We start from the raw sequence: 16,500 nt of genomic DNA, 5'->3' as shown, positions 1-16,500 counted from the left end.
TTCGTATTGAAATCCACGCTGATTATTTTAAGTTAAAGCATAAATTTTCAAAGCAGTTACCATCAAATGAGCGAATTAGTTTCAATTATAATCCCAACCTATAATACGGAAAAGTTCATCGAATCGACTTTGCAATCTGTTCAGAAACAAACCTATAAAATATGGGAAATGATTTTGGTAGATGATGCTTCAACAGATCAGACCGTTGCAATAATTGAGAGATATGCTCAAAAAGACGATCGGATAAAACTATTTAAATTATCCAAAAATTCAGGAAATGGTTTTGCAAGAAATGTTGCTGTAGAAAAAGCCACAGGAAAATATATTGCCTATCTCGATGCCGATGATGTATGGCTTCCTGAAAAACTGGAAAAGCAAATAGACTTTTTAAAAGCAAATAATTTACCGTTTACCTTTAGTTTTTATGACTGCATTGATGAAGAGGGGAATAACTTACACAGAAGAGTAGAAGCACCATTGAATCTAACGTACAGACAACTGTTTTTTTGTAATTATGTGGGGAACTTAACCGCGATTTACGATGCCGAATATTTCGGAAAAATTACTTTACCGGCGTCTCAAAAGAGACAGGACTGGAGATTGTGGCTTACGATTGTAAAACAAATTAAAACGACTAAACCCGTTCCCGAACCTTTGGCCTTTTACAGAATCAGAAAAGATTCCATTTCGTCTTCAAAATTCAAGTTGATTAAACACAACTTTGAGGTTTACAGACAATTTCACGGTTATAATTCTGTGTCTTCTGTTTTCCTGATGATTCGTTTTTTAATCACGCAGTTGGTTATAAAACCTCGATATATAAAAAAGATTTAAAGGAGTTATTTCTTAAATCCAATTTTGACTCTTTCAATTTTGTTTTCCTTTTTCTCTGTCAGCTCATCTAAATAAGAAAATACCAATTCGATATTTTTATCGTGATTTTCCAGTTTCTTTTGAATCTGGAGAATATCAACTTTGATTTCTGTGGTGTCCAAAAGCATTTGTCTCACTTTCGTAAAAATTCGCATAATCTGAATATTGGTCTGAATGGCTTTATCACTTTTCAACACACTAGAGAGCATTAAAATTCCATGTTCAGTAAATGCAAAAGGAAGATATTTTAAGTTTGATCCTCTCCCATTCTTCAAGGTCACAAACTGTGACCTTGAAGAATCATACTCTATTTTAGTAAGTTCAAACATGAAATCTTCTGGAAATCGTGACAAATTTCTCTTAACAGCTTGCTTTAATACTTTAGTTTCAACACCATACAACATGGCGAGATCACTGTCAAGCATTACTTTTTGATTGCGGATAAAGTATATTTTATCAGAAATAGTTTCTTCTGAAAGTAAAGATTGATTGTCCATAAGTTTTAATTAAAAAACAAATGTAAGATTTTATTTATATTATAAATAAGATTTAAATTGCTTTAATTTTCCTCGATTGGTTCTTTCTAAAACCATTTTTCTGGTAAAAGTAAACTTTAATTCAGGTTCAAGATACAAAGCAATAGCTTCTTCTATTTTTTGAATCTGATTGGAATCCAGCTCTTTAATACTTACATATTCAATTTCAAACGTATCTATTTTAGTTTGTTTGATGATAAATTCTTTTACATTCCCATCATCTTCAATAATACTTTTGGTAACGTAATAAAAAGTCAGTCCGGGCGATTTTTTTCCGCTTGGTAAAATGGCAATATCGTTGGTTCTTCCGGTAAGTTTTTTCAGAATTGGTTTCTGAAGCGTACTTTTTTCATCTAAAATTCCAATGTCGCCAATGTCATATCTTATAAAGGGATTTGCTTTGTTGAATAAGGAAGTAATCACAATTCGGCCTTCTTTTCCATAAGGCAGTACCTGATCGTTTTCATCTAAAATTTCAACAAAAAGAGTTTCCGAATTTACCTGCCATTCGCCTTTCGGATTTTCGAAAGCAATTAAATCCAGTTCGGAAGCTCCGTATTCATTGATAATCGGAATTCCGAATTGTTTTTCCAGGAGTTTTTTATCCGATTCAAAAAGCATTTCCGATGTAACAAAACAAGCTTTCAGGCTCGGGCAAATTTCTTTCAGAACTATATTTTTTTGTTCTAAAAACTTAGCAAATAAAACGATCGAACTCGTATAACCATTGAGGTAATCGAATTTTTTTGTTCTGAATTTCCGAAGAAATTTTTCTAAAACTTCATCCGATAAATCAAAAACCGGGAATCGAAAACGGCGACTCAAAAAGTCTTTAAAACGTTCTTTTCGATACCCTAAAAAATCCATTGGAATACCGTAAAATCGTGCCTGGTATGAATGGTTGAAATCAATTCCAAACCAGCCAAAACGCATACTATTCGAAGCCCAGGTTAAGGCATGGGAATATTTATCTTTCGCAAAAACAAAGGGAGTTCCGCTTGATCCGGAAGTTTTATTGATGTAGGTATTTTTTGAGGTGTATCCTTTTGAAAGCCTTTCCTGCAGTGATTTTTGAAGGTTTTGTTTGTTTAAAACAGGTAAATCTTCCCATCGCTGAACAATTTTATTTCCCGTTAATTCGTTATAAAATGGATTGTTGTGCAAATGGAAATAAACAATTTCATGTTTTTGTCTTTCAAGAAATTTTAAAAATTCTTCTTCCGAAAGACGCGTAATGGCATCCAAATCGGCTTTTGCTTTCCTGATCGGAAAACCATTTAATTGAAGCGAAATGTCGAAAAGAGAAATCATTTGAGGGATAATTTTCATCAAAAATAATATTATACAATTACTATCGGGGAAGAATCGAGAACTTTTTAAGATTTAATTATTTTTTACATACAAAAGCAATTATTTTTGCACCACAACTAAATACAACAACACATGACAATTTTATTATTGGGATCAGGCGGAAGAGAACATGCATTTGCATGGAAAATGATTCAGAGTCCGCTTTGCGAAAAACTTTTTGTTGCACCAGGAAATGCGGGAACTGCCGGCATTGCCACCAATGTTGCAATGTCTCCAACCGATTTTGATGCGATAAAAGCATTTGTATTAAAAGAAAATGTAAAAATGGTTGTCGTTGGGCCGGAAGATCCATTGGTAAAAGGTATTTACGATTATTTTAAAAATGACGAAAGTTTAAAACATATTCCGGTTATTGGCCCGTCTAAATTAGGCGCACAATTAGAAGGAAGTAAAGAATTCGCAAAAGAATTCCTGATGAAACATAACATTCCAACTGCTGCATACGACAGTTTTACTGCTGAAACAGTTGAAAAAGGATGTGAATTTTTAGAAACGTTACAGCCTCCGTATGTTTTAAAAGCAGATGGTCTGGCGGCCGGAAAAGGAGTGCTGATTATTCAGGACCTTGAAGAAGCCAAAACAGAATTACGAAATATGCTGGTACACCAAAAGTTTGGTGCAGCGAGTTCAAAAGTAGTAATCGAAGAGTTTCTGGACGGAATAGAATTAAGCTGTTTTGTTCTGACGGATGGAAAAAGCTATAAAATTTTGCCAACCGCAAAAGATTATAAAAGAATTGGTGAAGGTGACACCGGATTAAATACAGGCGGAATGGGTGCTGTTTCTCCGGTTCCTTATGTTGATGCCGTTTTAATGGAAAAAATCGAAACACGCATTGTAAAACCAACAATTGAGGGTTTTCAGAAAGACGGAATCGAATATAAAGGATTTGTATTTATTGGTTTGATTAATGTAAAAAACGAACCAATCGTTATTGAATACAATGTAAGAATGGGTGATCCTGAAACCGAAGTTGTTGTACCGAGGTTAAAATCAGATTTAGTAGAATTGTTTTTGGCTGTTGCAGATCAGAAATTAGATACTCTTGAATTAGAGGTTGATCCAAGAAGCGCAACAACAATTATGGTGGTTTCTGGCGGATATCCGGAAGATTTTGAAAAAGGAAAAGTAATTACAGGTTTAGAAACAATTACAGATTCTATTGTTTTTCACGCCGGGACAAAATTAGAAGACGGAAGTGTTTTAAGTAACGGAGGCCGTGTATTAACCGTAACTTCTTATGGAGACGACTTTCAACAAGCCATAAAAAAATCTTACCAAAACATAGATAAACTAAATTTTGATAAGATGTATTTTAGAAAAGATATCGGTTTCGACTTACTTTAAGAAAGAGTGAGCCGTAGTATCTTGGTTTTCTGTTCCTGCAGCATCAAAAATGCGTAATTGTTTAATCCAATATACGATTGCTGCAGAACAAATAATCATGAAAATCCAGTTAATTGTGTTTGCACCAAACCATGTAATTGGTTCTAAACGACGTAAAAAGTCAAGTGGAGCAAATAAAATGTTAACGAATAAGTATTGTATTCCTTCAAAAAAAGCTGTCATAATTTATAAAATTATATGTTATTTATTGTTTTGTAACGCATTGAAGACAAAATCCATTTAATAGAATCTTTTTTCAACTTGTTGGTTTTCCTTTTTAAACAAGTATTATATTTACAATCACAAAAGTATAAAATATCCTTATGATAACAAGTGTTTTTAAAAAATCTACACCATTAAATTATTCCCTGGTTGTAATTTTAATACTGGTTTTCTTTTTTCTCTTTCAAATTCAGGAACCATCATGGATGAGTTCTTCATTTTTGGCGTTTCAGAAAATGAGTCTTTTGTGTTTTGTTTTCGCTTCTTTTTTTCTGATTAATTTCATCGTAAAAAAGAACGGACTCAGTAAAGACAACGGTTACGCAATATTTTTCTACTTATTGTTTTTATTATTTTTCCCCACTATATTCAATAATCCTAACGTAATATATTCGAACTTTTTTATTTTATTAGCTCTCAGACGATTGATTTCTTTACAATCTCTGAAAGCATCAAAAGAAAAAATATTCGATGCTTCTTTTTGGATTTTAGTAGCTTCTTTATTTCAATTTTGGTGTATTCTTTTCCTGATATTGGTTTTTATATCCATTATTTTTCACGTTTCACGTGATTACAGAAATTGGGTATTGCCTTTTATTGCACTTTTGGCCGTTGCTGTAATTTTTTTACTGATATCATTAATCTTTCATATTGATGCCATTGAATTTTTCGAGAAACGTGCAGTCGTTGATTTTAGTCTTGATTATTTTAAGAACAATTACGAAAACGGAGCACTTTCGATATACACGGCAGTCGCTTTGTTTTTTGTATTTTCAATCGTAACAACCATTTCAAACAGGCCGCAAATCGTGCATTCCTCCTACAAAAAAGTCGTTGCCTGCTTTTTCATAGCCATAATTGTTTTTATTGTTTCTCCGAATAAAAGCAACGATTTATTGTTGTTTAGTATTGCACCATTAACGATTATGGCATCGAGTCATGTAGAATATATGCAGCAAAAACTAAACAACGAAATTGTATTTTATGTACTGATTGCGTGTAGTTTGTTTACCTTTTTCTCGCAGCTATAATTTACTTCCGTAAGCAAGATCGCCTGCATCTCCAAGGCCTGGAACAATATAATTTTTCTCATTGAGTTTTTCGTCTAAAGAAGCAACCCATAAATGACAATTTTCAGGAAGGTTTTTCTCGAGGTAGGCAATTCCTTCCGGCGCAGCAATAACGACAACTATATGAATTTCGTTTGGAGTTGCATTCTCAATCAGTTTTTCGTGAACGGCAACAATAGACTGACCCGTTGCGAGCATAGGATCCAGAAGCAAAACGGTTTTATTGTTGAGGTTCGAAAGTGCCTGATATTCAACTAAAATTTCGAACGCATCATCATTATTCGGATGATGTCTGCAGGCCGAAACAAAGCTGTTTTCAGCATGGTCAAAATAATTTAAAAACCCATTGTGCAGCGGCAATCCGGCTCGTAAAATAGAGCACAACACCAAATCTTCACTTATTTCAGTTGTTTTTTTTATACCCAGCGGAGTCTGAATCGCAACCTCTTTATACGATAAAGTTTTGCTCAGTTCATAAGCCATTATTTCGCCAATTCGCTCTATATTTTTTCTGAAACGCATACTGTCGTTCTGAACATTTATATTTCGAATTTGGCCTAAAAAATGGTTCAGCACACTGTTCTCTTCAGATATATAATGAATTTTCATATTGAATTTTTAGAATTGTTAGGGAGTAATCTTTATTAATAACGAAAAATTAAACGTTTTTTTCGCACTATAAAAGTATAAAAAGTATCTTTGTATCTCTAAAAAATAAAGACATGTTTTCAAAATTAGCATATTCGGTTTTCGAACAAAGCATCAAAGATTATCACCAGTTTGATAATGTTGATCAACCTGTAAACAATCCTTTTCCAAAAGATAAATTCGAACATTTATTGTATTTAAAAAACTGGATTGACACTGTTCAATGGCATTTTGAAGATATTATCCGTGATCCGCAGATTGATCCGGTAGCAGCTTTAACGCTTAAAAGAAGAATTGATGCTTCTAATCAGGAACGTACAGATATGGTAGAATATATCGACAGTTACTTTCTTCAAAAATACAGTGATGTAAAAGTAAAAGATGGTGCAAAAATCAATTCTGAAAGCCCGGCCTGGGCATTTGACAGATTGTCTATTTTGGCATTAAAAATTTATCATATGCATGAAGAAGCCAATCGTGCAGAGGCTTCACAAGAGCACAGAGATAAATGTCAGGAAAAATTAAATATTCTTTTGGAACAAAGAAGCGATTTGTCTACGGCAATAGATGATTTGTTGACAGATATCGAAAATGGAGATAAATTTATGAAAGTGTACAAACAAATGAAAATGTACAATGATGATGAATTAAACCCTGTTTTATATCAAAACAAAAAATAGTTTGACCGTAAAATTGTCTAAGACTATTCAACATATAGCCGTCATGAGACTTTCCGCAATGGGAGATGTCGCCATGACGGTTCCTGTTTTACGCGCTTTTGTAAGACAGTATCCAACGGTGAAACTTACTGTAATTTCGCGTCCGTTTTTTAAACCTTTTTTTGAGGGAATACCAAATCTTGAATTTTTTGCTTTTGATGAAAAAGAGCGTCACAAAGGTTTTCCAGGACTTTTGAGATTATTTAAAGACATCAAAAAACTCAAAATCGATGCTTTTGCGGATTTACACAATGTGCTGAGATCTAAAGTAGTGAGTTTACTTTTCGCTTTAAGCGGAAAAAAAAGAGCCACAGTTGACAAAGGCCGTGACGGAAAAAAAGAATTAACCCGTGCAGAAAATAAAATTTTCAAACAACTGCCAACCATGTTCGAAAGACATGTAAAAGTGTTTGAAGAAATTGGTTTTCCTGTAAATTTATCCCATCCCGAGTTTCCAAAAAAAGCGGTTTTAAGCGCAGAAATCACAAATTTAGTTGGAGAAAATTATCAAAAACTAATCGGAATTGCGCCGTTTGCACAATACGATTCTAAAGTATATCCTTTGGATTTAATGCAGGAAGTCATTTCAAAATTGGCGGAAACGAAAGAGCAGACTGTTTTGCTCTTCGGAGGAGGGAAAAAAGAAATTGAAATCCTGGATTCGCTTTCGGAACCTTTTAAAAATGTAATAAATGTTGCCGGAAAAATTAAATTCCAACAGGAATTAAAATTGATCAGCAATCTCGATGTCATGCTTTCAATGGATTCCGGAAATGCTCATATTGCTGCAATGTTAGGCGTTAAAGTAATTACACTTTGGGGCGCCACGCATCCTTACGCGGGATTTTTACCGTTCAATCAAAGTCCTGAAAATGCGTTGGTTTCAGATCGAAGTTCGTATCCAAAACTACCAACATCTGTTTATGGAAATAAAATCGTGGAAGGTTATGAAGAAGCAATGAGAACGATTTCTCCAAAGAAAATAGTCAAGAAGATTCAATCCCAGTTGGCGGAGATAAATTAGTCTCAGTTCTCAGTCTCAGTTTACATTTACACTAAATGATAACAATAAAAAAAGAGTTTGCTTAGCAAACTCTTTTTTTATATCTGAAAACTGAGAACAGTAAACTGAAAACTTTCTTACACGTCATCAAAATCTACATAAATAGTATCTGATGTTGGATGCGCCTGACAGGTTAAAACTAATCCCGAAGCGATTTCCCCGTCGGTTAAAATGGAGTTTTTAGTCATTTCGGCAGTTCCGGTGGTGACGCGGGCCAGACAGCTGCTGCAAATTCCGCCCTGGCAAGAATAGGGAGCATCAATTCCTTGTTTTAAGGCTGCATCAAGAATCGTTTGTTTTTGAGACATTTCAAAAGTAACTTCATCATCATCCACTAAAACGGTAATTTTTGTGTGACCTTCTAATGAAGTACTGATTTGATTTTCCTGAGTAGAAGACGTAAAAAGTTCAAATTTAATAGCTGATTCTTTTATGTTTTTCTCCTTAAGAATTCCCGACACAGTATCGATCATTTCTTCCGGACCACATAAGAAGAATTTATCAAACTGTAATTCTTTGTGTTTGTTATTCAATACAAAATTCACAGCCGATTTCTCAATTCTGCCAAACAATGCATTTTCGGCTTTGGCCTGACTAAAGACATAATGTACAAATAAACGTCCTACATATTGTAATTGCAGATCGTGTAATTCCTGGTGAAAGATTGTTTCTTCCGGAGTTCTGTTTCCGTAAACCAATACAAATGAACTTTTCGGTTCACTTTTCAAAACCGATTTTATTATGGAAAGAACAGGAGTGATTCCGCTTCCTGCTACAAAAGCAGCATAATTCTTTTGTCTATCAGCATCCGGCTCAAAGGTAAATTTTCCTTCCGGATGGCCCACTTCAAGAACATCTCCGGCTTTTAATTTGGTATTTGCAAATTGCGAGAACAAACCATTTTTAACGGCTTTTACGGCAATTCTTAATTCACCGCTTTCTGGCGCGGAACAAATAGAGTAAGCACGTCTAATTTCTTGATTATCAAGAGTTAGTTTTAAGTTTATATACTGTCCGGCAATAAATTTATAATCCGGTTTTAGTTCTTCGGGAACATTAAAAAGCACAGAAACCGCATCGGCAGTTTCGCGTTTTACCTCTTTAATTATGAGTTTTAAAAATGAAGGCATGATGTTATATTTTCTGCAAAAATAGCAAAGAAGACCTAATTGACGGTTACTTAATTATTTTTTTTAACTTTTTTTGTAACGTTTACTTACATTTGATCTCTTACTATAAAACTGAAAACCAAAGAACCATGATTAAAAAGTTTATTTACCTCGAATGGAAAGCCTTTACCAGATCTGCCTCGTTTGGCGCAAATCTGGCAATGAAAATTCTGATAGGGTTTTTGATGATTTATTTTTCTATTATTTTTATCGGAATGGGGGTTGGAGCCTTTTATATCCTAAAGAAATTGAATCTTGAACCATTAAGTACAGTCAATAAATTTCTGATTTATTATTTTCTGTTCGATCTGGTCATTCGCTTACTGATGCAGGCTATTCCGGTACTGAACATAAAACCGTTGTTGGTTCTGCCTTTCAAAAAACCAACAATCGTTCATTTTTCGCTGGGAAAAACAGCCTTATCTTTTTTCAATTGGGTGCATGCTTTTTTCTTTCTCCCTTTTTCTATCGTACTGGCTATTGAAGGATATGATATAGTGGGAATTATTGTTTGGCACTTCGCTATTTTATCCCTGATTTATATCAACAATTTCCTGAATATTATTTTGAGTAATATCGACAAATTATTTGTGGTTTTTATCGGAATCATTCTGGCTTTAGGAGCCGCACAATATTATAAGATATTTGATATAACGACTTTTACTGCACCTTTTTTTCAAGGACTTTACAACATCAAATGGCTTGTTTTTATTCCTGTTTTAATCTTAATTGGATTGTACGCCTTTACCTTTAAATATTTTAAAAACAATTTATATCTGGATGCCGGACTTTCTAAAAAAGAAGATATCGCGACAACCGAAAACCTTTCCTGGCTAAACCAATTTGGAACCCTGGGAACATTTCTTAAAAATGATATTAAACTGATTAAAAGAAACAAAAGATCGAAAACAACCATTCTGATGAGTGTCCTCTTTTTGTTTTATGGTTTGATATTCTTTGGAAATTCTCACCAGCCTGCAGTAATGCATATTTTTGCAGGAATATTTGTTTCCGGTGGATTTCTGTTTGTCTTCGGACAATTTGTACCCAGCTGGGATAGCTCTTATTACCAATTAATGATGACTCAGAATATACCGTATCGCGGTTACATTACTTCAAAATGGTGGCTGGTTGTTATTGCCACTTTTATTTCGACAATTTTAGCCTCATTTTATCTTTTTTACGGATGGGAAATATATTTAACGATTGTTGTCGGGGCGATTTATAATATTGGAGTTAATTCACATCTGGTACTTTTAGGAGGAGCATTTACCAAAACTCCAATTGATTTAAGTAATGCCGGAGGCGCTTTTGGTGACAAAAAAGCTTTCAACGTTAATGCAATGTTACTGACTTTACCAAAATTGTTACTGCCCGTAGCATTGTATGGTTTAGGACTTTATCTGGGGGATAAAACACTCGGATTATTGTTAGTGGCAGGAGCCGGATTTTTAGGTTTTATCTTAAGAAACAAGGTCTTCTCCTTAATTGAAAAAAGATACAAAATGGAGAAATACAGTACGATAAGTGCTTATAAACAGAAGAGTTAAAATTAGAGAATTTGCCAATTTGATAATGAGATAATTTTTTACCAAAAACAGAATAAAAAACAGATTTTTTAATCTAAAATCAACAATCTAAAATCTAAAATTACCATGATACAAGTAAATCAACTTTCAAAGAAATATAACGGAACAACAGTCTTAAATATAGATAATCTTGAAATCCCAAAAGGGCAGAGTTTCGGATTAGTCGGAAATAACGGAGCCGGGAAAACCACTTTTTTCAGTTTATTGTTAGACTTGATCCAGCCTTCAACAGGAAATATTAGAAGTAACGATATTCAGGTGAATACAAATGAAAACTGGAAATCTTTTACAGGCTCTTTTTTAGATGAAAGTTTTCTGATCGGCTATTTAACTCCCGAAGAATATTTTTATTTTATTGGCGATTTACGTCATCAGAATAAAGCGGACGTTGATGCTTTATTAGCCAGACACGAAGAGTTTTTTAATGGAGAAATCCTGAAGAACAAAAAATATTTGCGTGATTTGTCAAAAGGAAATCAAAAGAAAGTAGGTATAATTGCAACCCTTATTGGTCATCCCGAGGTAATTATTCTGGACGAGCCTTTTGCTAATTTAGATCCGACTACGGTAAGCAGATTAAAAAAAATCATCAAGGAACTGGCTGAAGATCCAAACGTAACCGTTTTGGTTTCAAGCCATGATTTACAGCATACAGTAGAGGTTTGTGATCGAATTGTAGCACTGAATAAAGGAGAAATTGTAAAAGATATTCAGACATCAAAAGAAACCTTGCAGGAACTGGAATTGTTTTTTGCGGTATAAGTTTCCATATTACAAAAAGAAGCGTATTTTTACAAGTCATTATACTAAAAATCGTTTTTAGAAGTTAAATGATTTAAACTCTTTTCTATTGAAAAAGAATACTCTTAAATATAGTTTTTACCTGGTGTTTTTCTTCTTTTTGATAGCTTGTTCTACCAAAAAAAACACTTTTTTATCGAGGAATTCACATGCTTTAAGTACAAAATATAATATTTTGTACAATGGCGGTATTGGTCTGGACAAGGGTTTAAAATCAATTCAGGGCAATAATCAGGATAATTTCTGGAAAATGCTGCCGATTGAAAAAATGCAGGTTGACGAAGGTTTTGCGGATGAGAACAAGGCTAAAAATCCTGATTTTGAAAAAGCGGAAACAAAAGCAACAAAAGCCATTCAGAAGCATTCCATGAACATTGGCGGAAGGGAAAAAAACTCACAAATGGATGAAGCTTATCTGATGCTCGGAAAAGCCAGATATTATGATCAGCGTTTTATTCCGGCTTTAGAAGCATTCAATTATATTTTATACAAATATCCAAACAGCAGTAATATTTATACCGCAAAAATCTGGCGCGAGAAAACCAATATGCGTCTGGGAAATGATGGAATTGTAATTAAAAACATTAAACTCTTATTAAAAAATGCGGACTTAGACAAGCAGACTTTTTCGGATGCCAATGCTTTGCTGGCCGAGGCTTTTTTAAATTTAGAAGAAAAAGACAGTGCCGTTACCAAACTTAAAATTGCGGAAGATTTTAGCAGGATAAACGAAGACAAAGCCCGTTACCGTTTTATTTTGGGGCAAATGTACCAGGAACAAGGAAAAAAAGACAGTGCCATTTATTATTATGACGGAGTCATTGATATGAACCGAAAAGCAGATCGTAAATACATGATGCATGCCTACGCTAAAAAAGCGCAGTTGTATGATTATGAAAACGGTAATGACACCATATTCCTAAAAACCTACAACAAACTGACGGCAGATCGGGAGAACAGACCTTATTACGATGTCTTGTTTTATGAAATGGGAGTTTTTTATGATAAAAAGAAAGAACAGGAAAATGCGCTGAAATTCTATAATAAATCATTGGCCAGAAAATCTAAAGACCCTTATTTAGTAGCTTCCGCTTATCGAAATATCGGGAACCTGTATTTTAAGAATACAGACTACACGATGGCTGCAAAATACTACGACAGCACATTGGTAAAGTTAGATCCAAAAAGCAGGGAGTATACTTTTATAGAAAAAAACAGAAAAAACCTGGACGACGTTATTAGATACGAAGGAATTGCAAAACGCAATGATAGTATCATAATGGTGTATGGTTTGCCTGCTCCGGACAGAAAAATTTATTTTGAAAATTACATTGCCGAGCTTAAGAAAAAAGACGAAGCCAAACGCATTCTCGAAGAAAAGGAAAAAGAAAAACTTGCAAATATAGAACGCAATACCAAAGAAGACAGCGGTCCAACGGCTGTAAATCCTCAATCCCAACCCGGAATTACGCCACCCGGAGTCGGAACTTTTAATCCACCAACAGGGAACGAGCCGACAAGTACCTTTTATTTTTATAATCCAACAACAGTGGCTTACGGTAAATTGCAATTTAAAAAAACGTGGGGAAACAGAATTTTAGGAGGGTATTGGAGGATGGCTTCGGCAAAAGCAGCAAATGATGATGCACTATTAAAAGAAGCTGCGGAAATCAATGGAGATTCTATAAATGCAGTAAAAAAAGATTCTATAATTATAGAAAAATATACTACAGCATTTTATGAAAAACAGCTCCCAACAACTCAACCTGCAATGGACAGTATTGGCAAAGAACGCAATTTTGCCTACTATCAGTTAGGACTTATTTATAAAGAAAAATTTAAAGAAAATAAATTAGCGAGTGACAAGCTGGAGCAATTGTTAAAAAACAATCCGGAGGAAAAATTAATTTTACCGGCGATGTATAATTTGTATAAGATTTATGAAATTACAGATCCGGCAAAAGCGCAAGCGATAAAAGCAAATATTACAGCAACATATCCGAATTCGAGATATGCCCAAATTTTAAATAATACCAATAATGAAGATTTAGCCTCACCGGAAAAAGAATATCATAAATGGTATAAACTTTTTCAGGAAGAACAATTTGATGTGATACTGGATAATATAGATAATTTGATCAATCAATATTCCGGAGACGAAATTGTTTCTAAGTATGAATTACTGAAAGCGAATACCTTAGGGAAAGTAAATGGTTTGGCGTCTTACAAAAAAGGGTTAGAATCAGTTGCAGATAATTATCCGAATAGTGTTGAAGGCAAAAATGCGCGTGAAATTTTAGAGAAACAGGTTCCGGGATTAGAAAAACTTGATTTTACAGCAGTTGATGGTAAAAACTGGAAAATTTTATATTTAATTTCTAATAACGATTCGAAATCGCTTCAAAAAATTGAAGAAGCATTAAAGGTATTTTTGTTAGTTGAAAATTATGAGAGACTGACAACTTCTGTCGACAAATACAATAAAACCCAAAAATTTGTAGTTATTCATGGTATGAAGTCTGAAGCTTATGCTAATGATCTTGCAGGTGTTTTCAGAGATGATAAAAAGTACAAAATTACAACTCCTCCTATCATTATTTCAAGTGACAACTACAAAATAATTCAAATTAAAAAGAATCTTGAAGCTTACTTAGCTCCTAAAAATCCATAAGATAATGTTTGATAAAGCCAAAAAAAACGGAACCGAACTTTTAGGAAAAACCAATAGAATTGTAGAAGGCACATCAATTATTGGTGATATAGTATCAAAAGCTGATTTTAGATTAGATGGAGAATTGATAGGAAATTTTACGTCGCAGGGAAAATTAGTTATTGGGGTATCGGGTGTTGTAAAAGGAGAAATCGTTTGTAATAATGCTGATATTGAAGGAGTTTTTCAGGGAAAAATAAAAGTTTTGGAAGTCCTTAATATAAAAGCGACAGCGCATATTCATGGAGAAGTTGCTGTTGGAAAATTATCTATAGAACCAGGAGCCGATTTTACTGCTACTTGTACCATGCTAACCAATACTAAAGAAGTTACCGTAAAAGATGGAAAAAGAGCCGAACAGAAGCCCGAGGAATAAATGGATTGCACTCATTAATATTCCTATTCAAATGGGAGCTATCATTTTCTTGTTTTCCTATCTGGGAAACTGGTTAGATGAGAATCATCCTAGCCCTAAAGTGTATTACAACAAAATTCTTATCATGGTAGGAGTCGCGTTAGCCTTATACAATGTATTTCGCCAGGTTAACGAAATCAATAAAACAAAGTAATTTATCTTTTAAAACAGCTTTAAATAAATGTTGCATCTTTGCATGAAAATTATTTAAAATGCTTTTAAAAAATCACAAACCCATTCTACATTTATTTTTTCTTACTGTAGTGGCTTATATCGTGCATAAAGCCGTGTTTTTAATTTTTGGAATTCAGGATCAAAACTTTCATTACACAATAGAATTGTTGTATTTGATTTTTTTTGCATTTGCAACGGTTTTATTCATGATACTGTTAAAGTTTAAAACAACTCATTTTGATAATATCGGAATGCTTTTTATGGGAGGAACTTTTATTCAAATGTTTTTTTTGTATTTTGTTTTGAGACCTATATTAGTGGACAAGCTGCAAAACATGGCAATTGAAAAAATCAATTTTTTTATAACATTTATTTTATTTTTGTTATTTGAAACGCTTTTAACTATCCGATTATTAAATGAAAAGCGTTAAATTAGCGATTCTGTAAAACAAGGTTAAAAAATAATTTTTCATATCCTTTTGAATATTAATAAAAAATGTACCTTTGCACCAAATTTTAGAAACGTAAAAAATAAGATTTTTAACAGATATGGTGATTCCAAACAAACCACTCAGATTTATTCTTGTAGCTTTAGTAGCTTGTCTTCCGGTAATAAGCTTTGCTAATTCCGAAAAAGACGCTGTACATACTCAAACTGAAGTAGCTCACGAAGCTGCTCCGGAAGGCCATCATGCAGAGCCAACAGATATAAAATCTAAAATTAAAGGTTTTATTGGCCACCACGTTTTAGATTCTCATGATTTTACGGTAACTCAGGATGATGAGACAGGAAAATATTATGGTTTTCCATTACCAGTTATTATCTGGGATAATGGTTTACAAATTTTTTCTTCTTCAAAATTTAATCATGGTCACGCTGTAGCAGAATCAAATGGTAATTTCTACGCGATTAATCATCATGATGGTAAAATCTATAAAACAGATGCTACCGGAGAAATCAAAGAAGATGAAAAAACAGGACACCCGACAAATGTGCGTCCTATTGACTTTTCAATTACAAGAACAGTAGTAGCCATTTTTTCAGCAGCTATCCTAATGTTTTTATTGTTTTCAAGTTTAGCAAAATCGTATGCTAAGAACGGAGGAATTGCTTCAGGTGTTGGAAGAATCTTCGAACCATTAGTAGTTTATATCCGTGACGAAGTTGCCATTCCAAATATTGGTGAAAAACATTACAGGAAATACATGAGTTATTTACTGACTATTTTCTTCTTTGTATTGTTTTTAAATATTTTAGGTTTAACTCCACTGGGGATTAATGCTACAGGTAATTTAACCATTACATTTGCTTTGGCATTGGTTACTTTCTTAATTACAAATCTTTCGGCAAACAAAAATTACTGGGGTCACATTTTCTGGATGCCAGGGGTGCCAAAACCAATGAGAATTATTTTAGCTCCGATTGAATTGTTAGGAGTTTTCATTAAGCCATTTTCATTAATGATTCGTTTGTATGCAAATATCTTTGCAGGTCACATAGTTTTAATGAGTATCATCGGATTAATGTTTATCTTTAAAAGCTGGATTGGAAGCAGTTTATCTTTTGGATTATCATTTGTGCTTTCTATTCTTGAAATTTTAGTAGCATTTTTACAAGCTTATATTTTCACCATGCTATCTGCGCTTTACTTTGGTTCAGCAGTAGAAGAGCATCACCATGAGGAAGCTCATCATTAAAACGTAGATTTCGGAATTTAGATTTCAGATTATTCAAATCTAAATCTACACTCAAA

16 protein-coding genes are annotated in these 16,500 nt (G+C 33.6%); 11 read left to right on the top strand and 5 right to left on the bottom strand.

Annotation, left to right across the window (positions count from 1 at the left end):
- Positions 1–66 precede the first annotated feature (66 nt).
- Positions 67–834 carry a glycosyltransferase family 2 protein gene (locus tag EV142_RS03655; RefSeq protein WP_132032802.1) on the top strand — a complete coding sequence of 256 codons (768 nt, stop codon included), beginning with the start codon at positions 67–69 and terminating at the stop codon, positions 832–834.
- A 5-nt stretch (positions 835–839) separates the two neighbouring features.
- Here the strand turns inward: EV142_RS03655 and EV142_RS03650 are convergent, their stop codons facing one another.
- Together EV142_RS03650 and EV142_RS03645 are read right to left on the bottom strand one after the other, a co-directional pair.
- Positions 840–1,370 (bottom strand): ORF6N domain-containing protein, encoded by a 531-nt coding sequence (locus tag EV142_RS03650; protein ID WP_132032800.1) that lies wholly within the window; start codon positions 1,368–1,370, stop codon positions 840–842.
- A 39-nt stretch (positions 1,371–1,409) separates the two neighbouring features.
- The gene (locus EV142_RS03645; protein ID WP_132033193.1) at positions 1,410–2,720 is read right to left on the bottom strand and encodes a phenylacetate--CoA ligase family protein; all 1,311 of its coding nucleotides are present in this window, start codon (positions 2,718–2,720) and stop codon (positions 1,410–1,412) included.
- Positions 2,721–2,852: 132 nt separating this feature from the next.
- On the opposite strand from EV142_RS03645, the gene purD reads away from it, so the two are divergent.
- On the top strand, positions 2,853–4,127 hold the full coding sequence (gene purD / locus EV142_RS03640; RefSeq protein ID WP_132032797.1) for a phosphoribosylamine--glycine ligase: 1,275 nt from the start codon (positions 2,853–2,855) through the stop codon (positions 4,125–4,127).
- Here the strand turns inward: purD and EV142_RS03635 are convergent.
- Positions 4,119–4,349: a DUF6341 family protein gene (locus EV142_RS03635; RefSeq protein ID WP_132032795.1), complete on the bottom strand. Its 231-nt coding sequence runs from the start codon at positions 4,347–4,349 to the stop codon at positions 4,119–4,121. The two genes, purD and EV142_RS03635, sit on opposite strands and share 9 nt — an antisense overlap.
- A 140-nt stretch (positions 4,350–4,489) precedes the next feature.
- Between EV142_RS03635 and EV142_RS03630 the strand changes: the two genes are divergently transcribed.
- On the top strand, positions 4,490–5,419 hold the full coding sequence (locus EV142_RS03630; RefSeq protein WP_132032793.1) for a DUF6427 family protein: 930 nt from the start codon (positions 4,490–4,492) through the stop codon (positions 5,417–5,419).
- On the opposite strand, the gene upp is transcribed toward EV142_RS03630, so the two are convergent.
- The gene (upp, locus tag EV142_RS03625; protein WP_132032791.1) at positions 5,414–6,067 is read right to left on the bottom strand and encodes a uracil phosphoribosyltransferase; all 654 of its coding nucleotides are present in this window, start codon (positions 6,065–6,067) and stop codon (positions 5,414–5,416) included. The genes EV142_RS03630 and upp overlap by 6 nt on opposite strands.
- A gap of 113 nt (positions 6,068–6,180) precedes the next feature.
- On the opposite strand from upp, the gene EV142_RS03620 reads away from it, so the two are divergent.
- A complete protein-coding gene (locus EV142_RS03620) occupies positions 6,181–6,786 on the top strand; it encodes a DUF4254 domain-containing protein (protein ID WP_132032789.1) in 606 nt (201 codons plus the stop codon).
- Positions 6,787–6,829: 43 nt separating this feature from the next.
- Positions 6,830–7,849, top strand: coding sequence for a glycosyltransferase family 9 protein (locus EV142_RS03615; protein ID WP_132032787.1), 1,020 nt, complete (start codon positions 6,830–6,832; stop codon positions 7,847–7,849).
- 116 nt (positions 7,850–7,965) lie between these two features.
- On the opposite strand, the gene EV142_RS24570 is transcribed toward EV142_RS03615, so the two are convergent.
- A complete protein-coding gene (locus tag EV142_RS24570) occupies positions 7,966–9,018 on the bottom strand; it encodes a ferredoxin--NADP reductase (RefSeq protein ID WP_132032785.1) in 1,053 nt (350 codons plus the stop codon).
- Between the two features lie 128 nt (positions 9,019–9,146).
- On the opposite strand from EV142_RS24570, the gene EV142_RS03605 reads away from it, so the two are divergent.
- The 6 genes from EV142_RS03605 (at position 9,147) to atpB (ending at position 16,444) form a co-directional block, all read left to right on the top strand.
- The gene (locus EV142_RS03605; protein ID WP_132032784.1) at positions 9,147–10,607 is read left to right on the top strand and encodes a DUF5687 family protein; all 1,461 of its coding nucleotides are present in this window, start codon (positions 9,147–9,149) and stop codon (positions 10,605–10,607) included.
- 105 nt (positions 10,608–10,712) lie between these two features.
- On the top strand, positions 10,713–11,408 hold the full coding sequence (locus EV142_RS03600) for an ABC transporter ATP-binding protein (RefSeq protein WP_132032782.1): 696 nt from the start codon (positions 10,713–10,715) through the stop codon (positions 11,406–11,408).
- Between the two features lie 88 nt (positions 11,409–11,496).
- Positions 11,497–14,118: a type IX secretion system periplasmic lipoprotein PorW/SprE gene (gene porW, locus EV142_RS03595; protein WP_132032780.1), complete on the top strand. Its 2,622-nt coding sequence runs from the start codon at positions 11,497–11,499 to the stop codon at positions 14,116–14,118.
- Between the two features lie 4 nt (positions 14,119–14,122).
- A complete protein-coding gene (locus EV142_RS03590; RefSeq protein WP_132032778.1) occupies positions 14,123–14,533 on the top strand; it encodes a bactofilin family protein in 411 nt (136 codons plus the stop codon).
- Complete coding sequence (locus EV142_RS03585) at positions 14,499–14,726, top strand: AtpZ/AtpI family protein (protein ID WP_132032776.1); 228 nt, start codon at positions 14,499–14,501, stop codon at positions 14,724–14,726. Before EV142_RS03590 ends, EV142_RS03585 begins: the two co-directional genes overlap by 35 nt.
- A gap of 569 nt (positions 14,727–15,295) precedes the next feature.
- Positions 15,296–16,444, top strand: coding sequence for a F0F1 ATP synthase subunit A (atpB, locus tag EV142_RS03575; protein WP_132032772.1), 1,149 nt, complete (start codon positions 15,296–15,298; stop codon positions 16,442–16,444).
- The last annotated feature ends 56 nt before the right edge of the window (positions 16,445–16,500 follow it).

The organism is Flavobacterium circumlabens, assembly GCF_004345565.1.
GTDB classification, from domain to species: domain Bacteria; phylum Bacteroidota; class Bacteroidia; order Flavobacteriales; family Flavobacteriaceae; genus Flavobacterium; species Flavobacterium circumlabens.
Note: the sequence above shows the minus strand (reverse complement) of the source record. Positions and strands in the feature narration are given on the sequence as shown.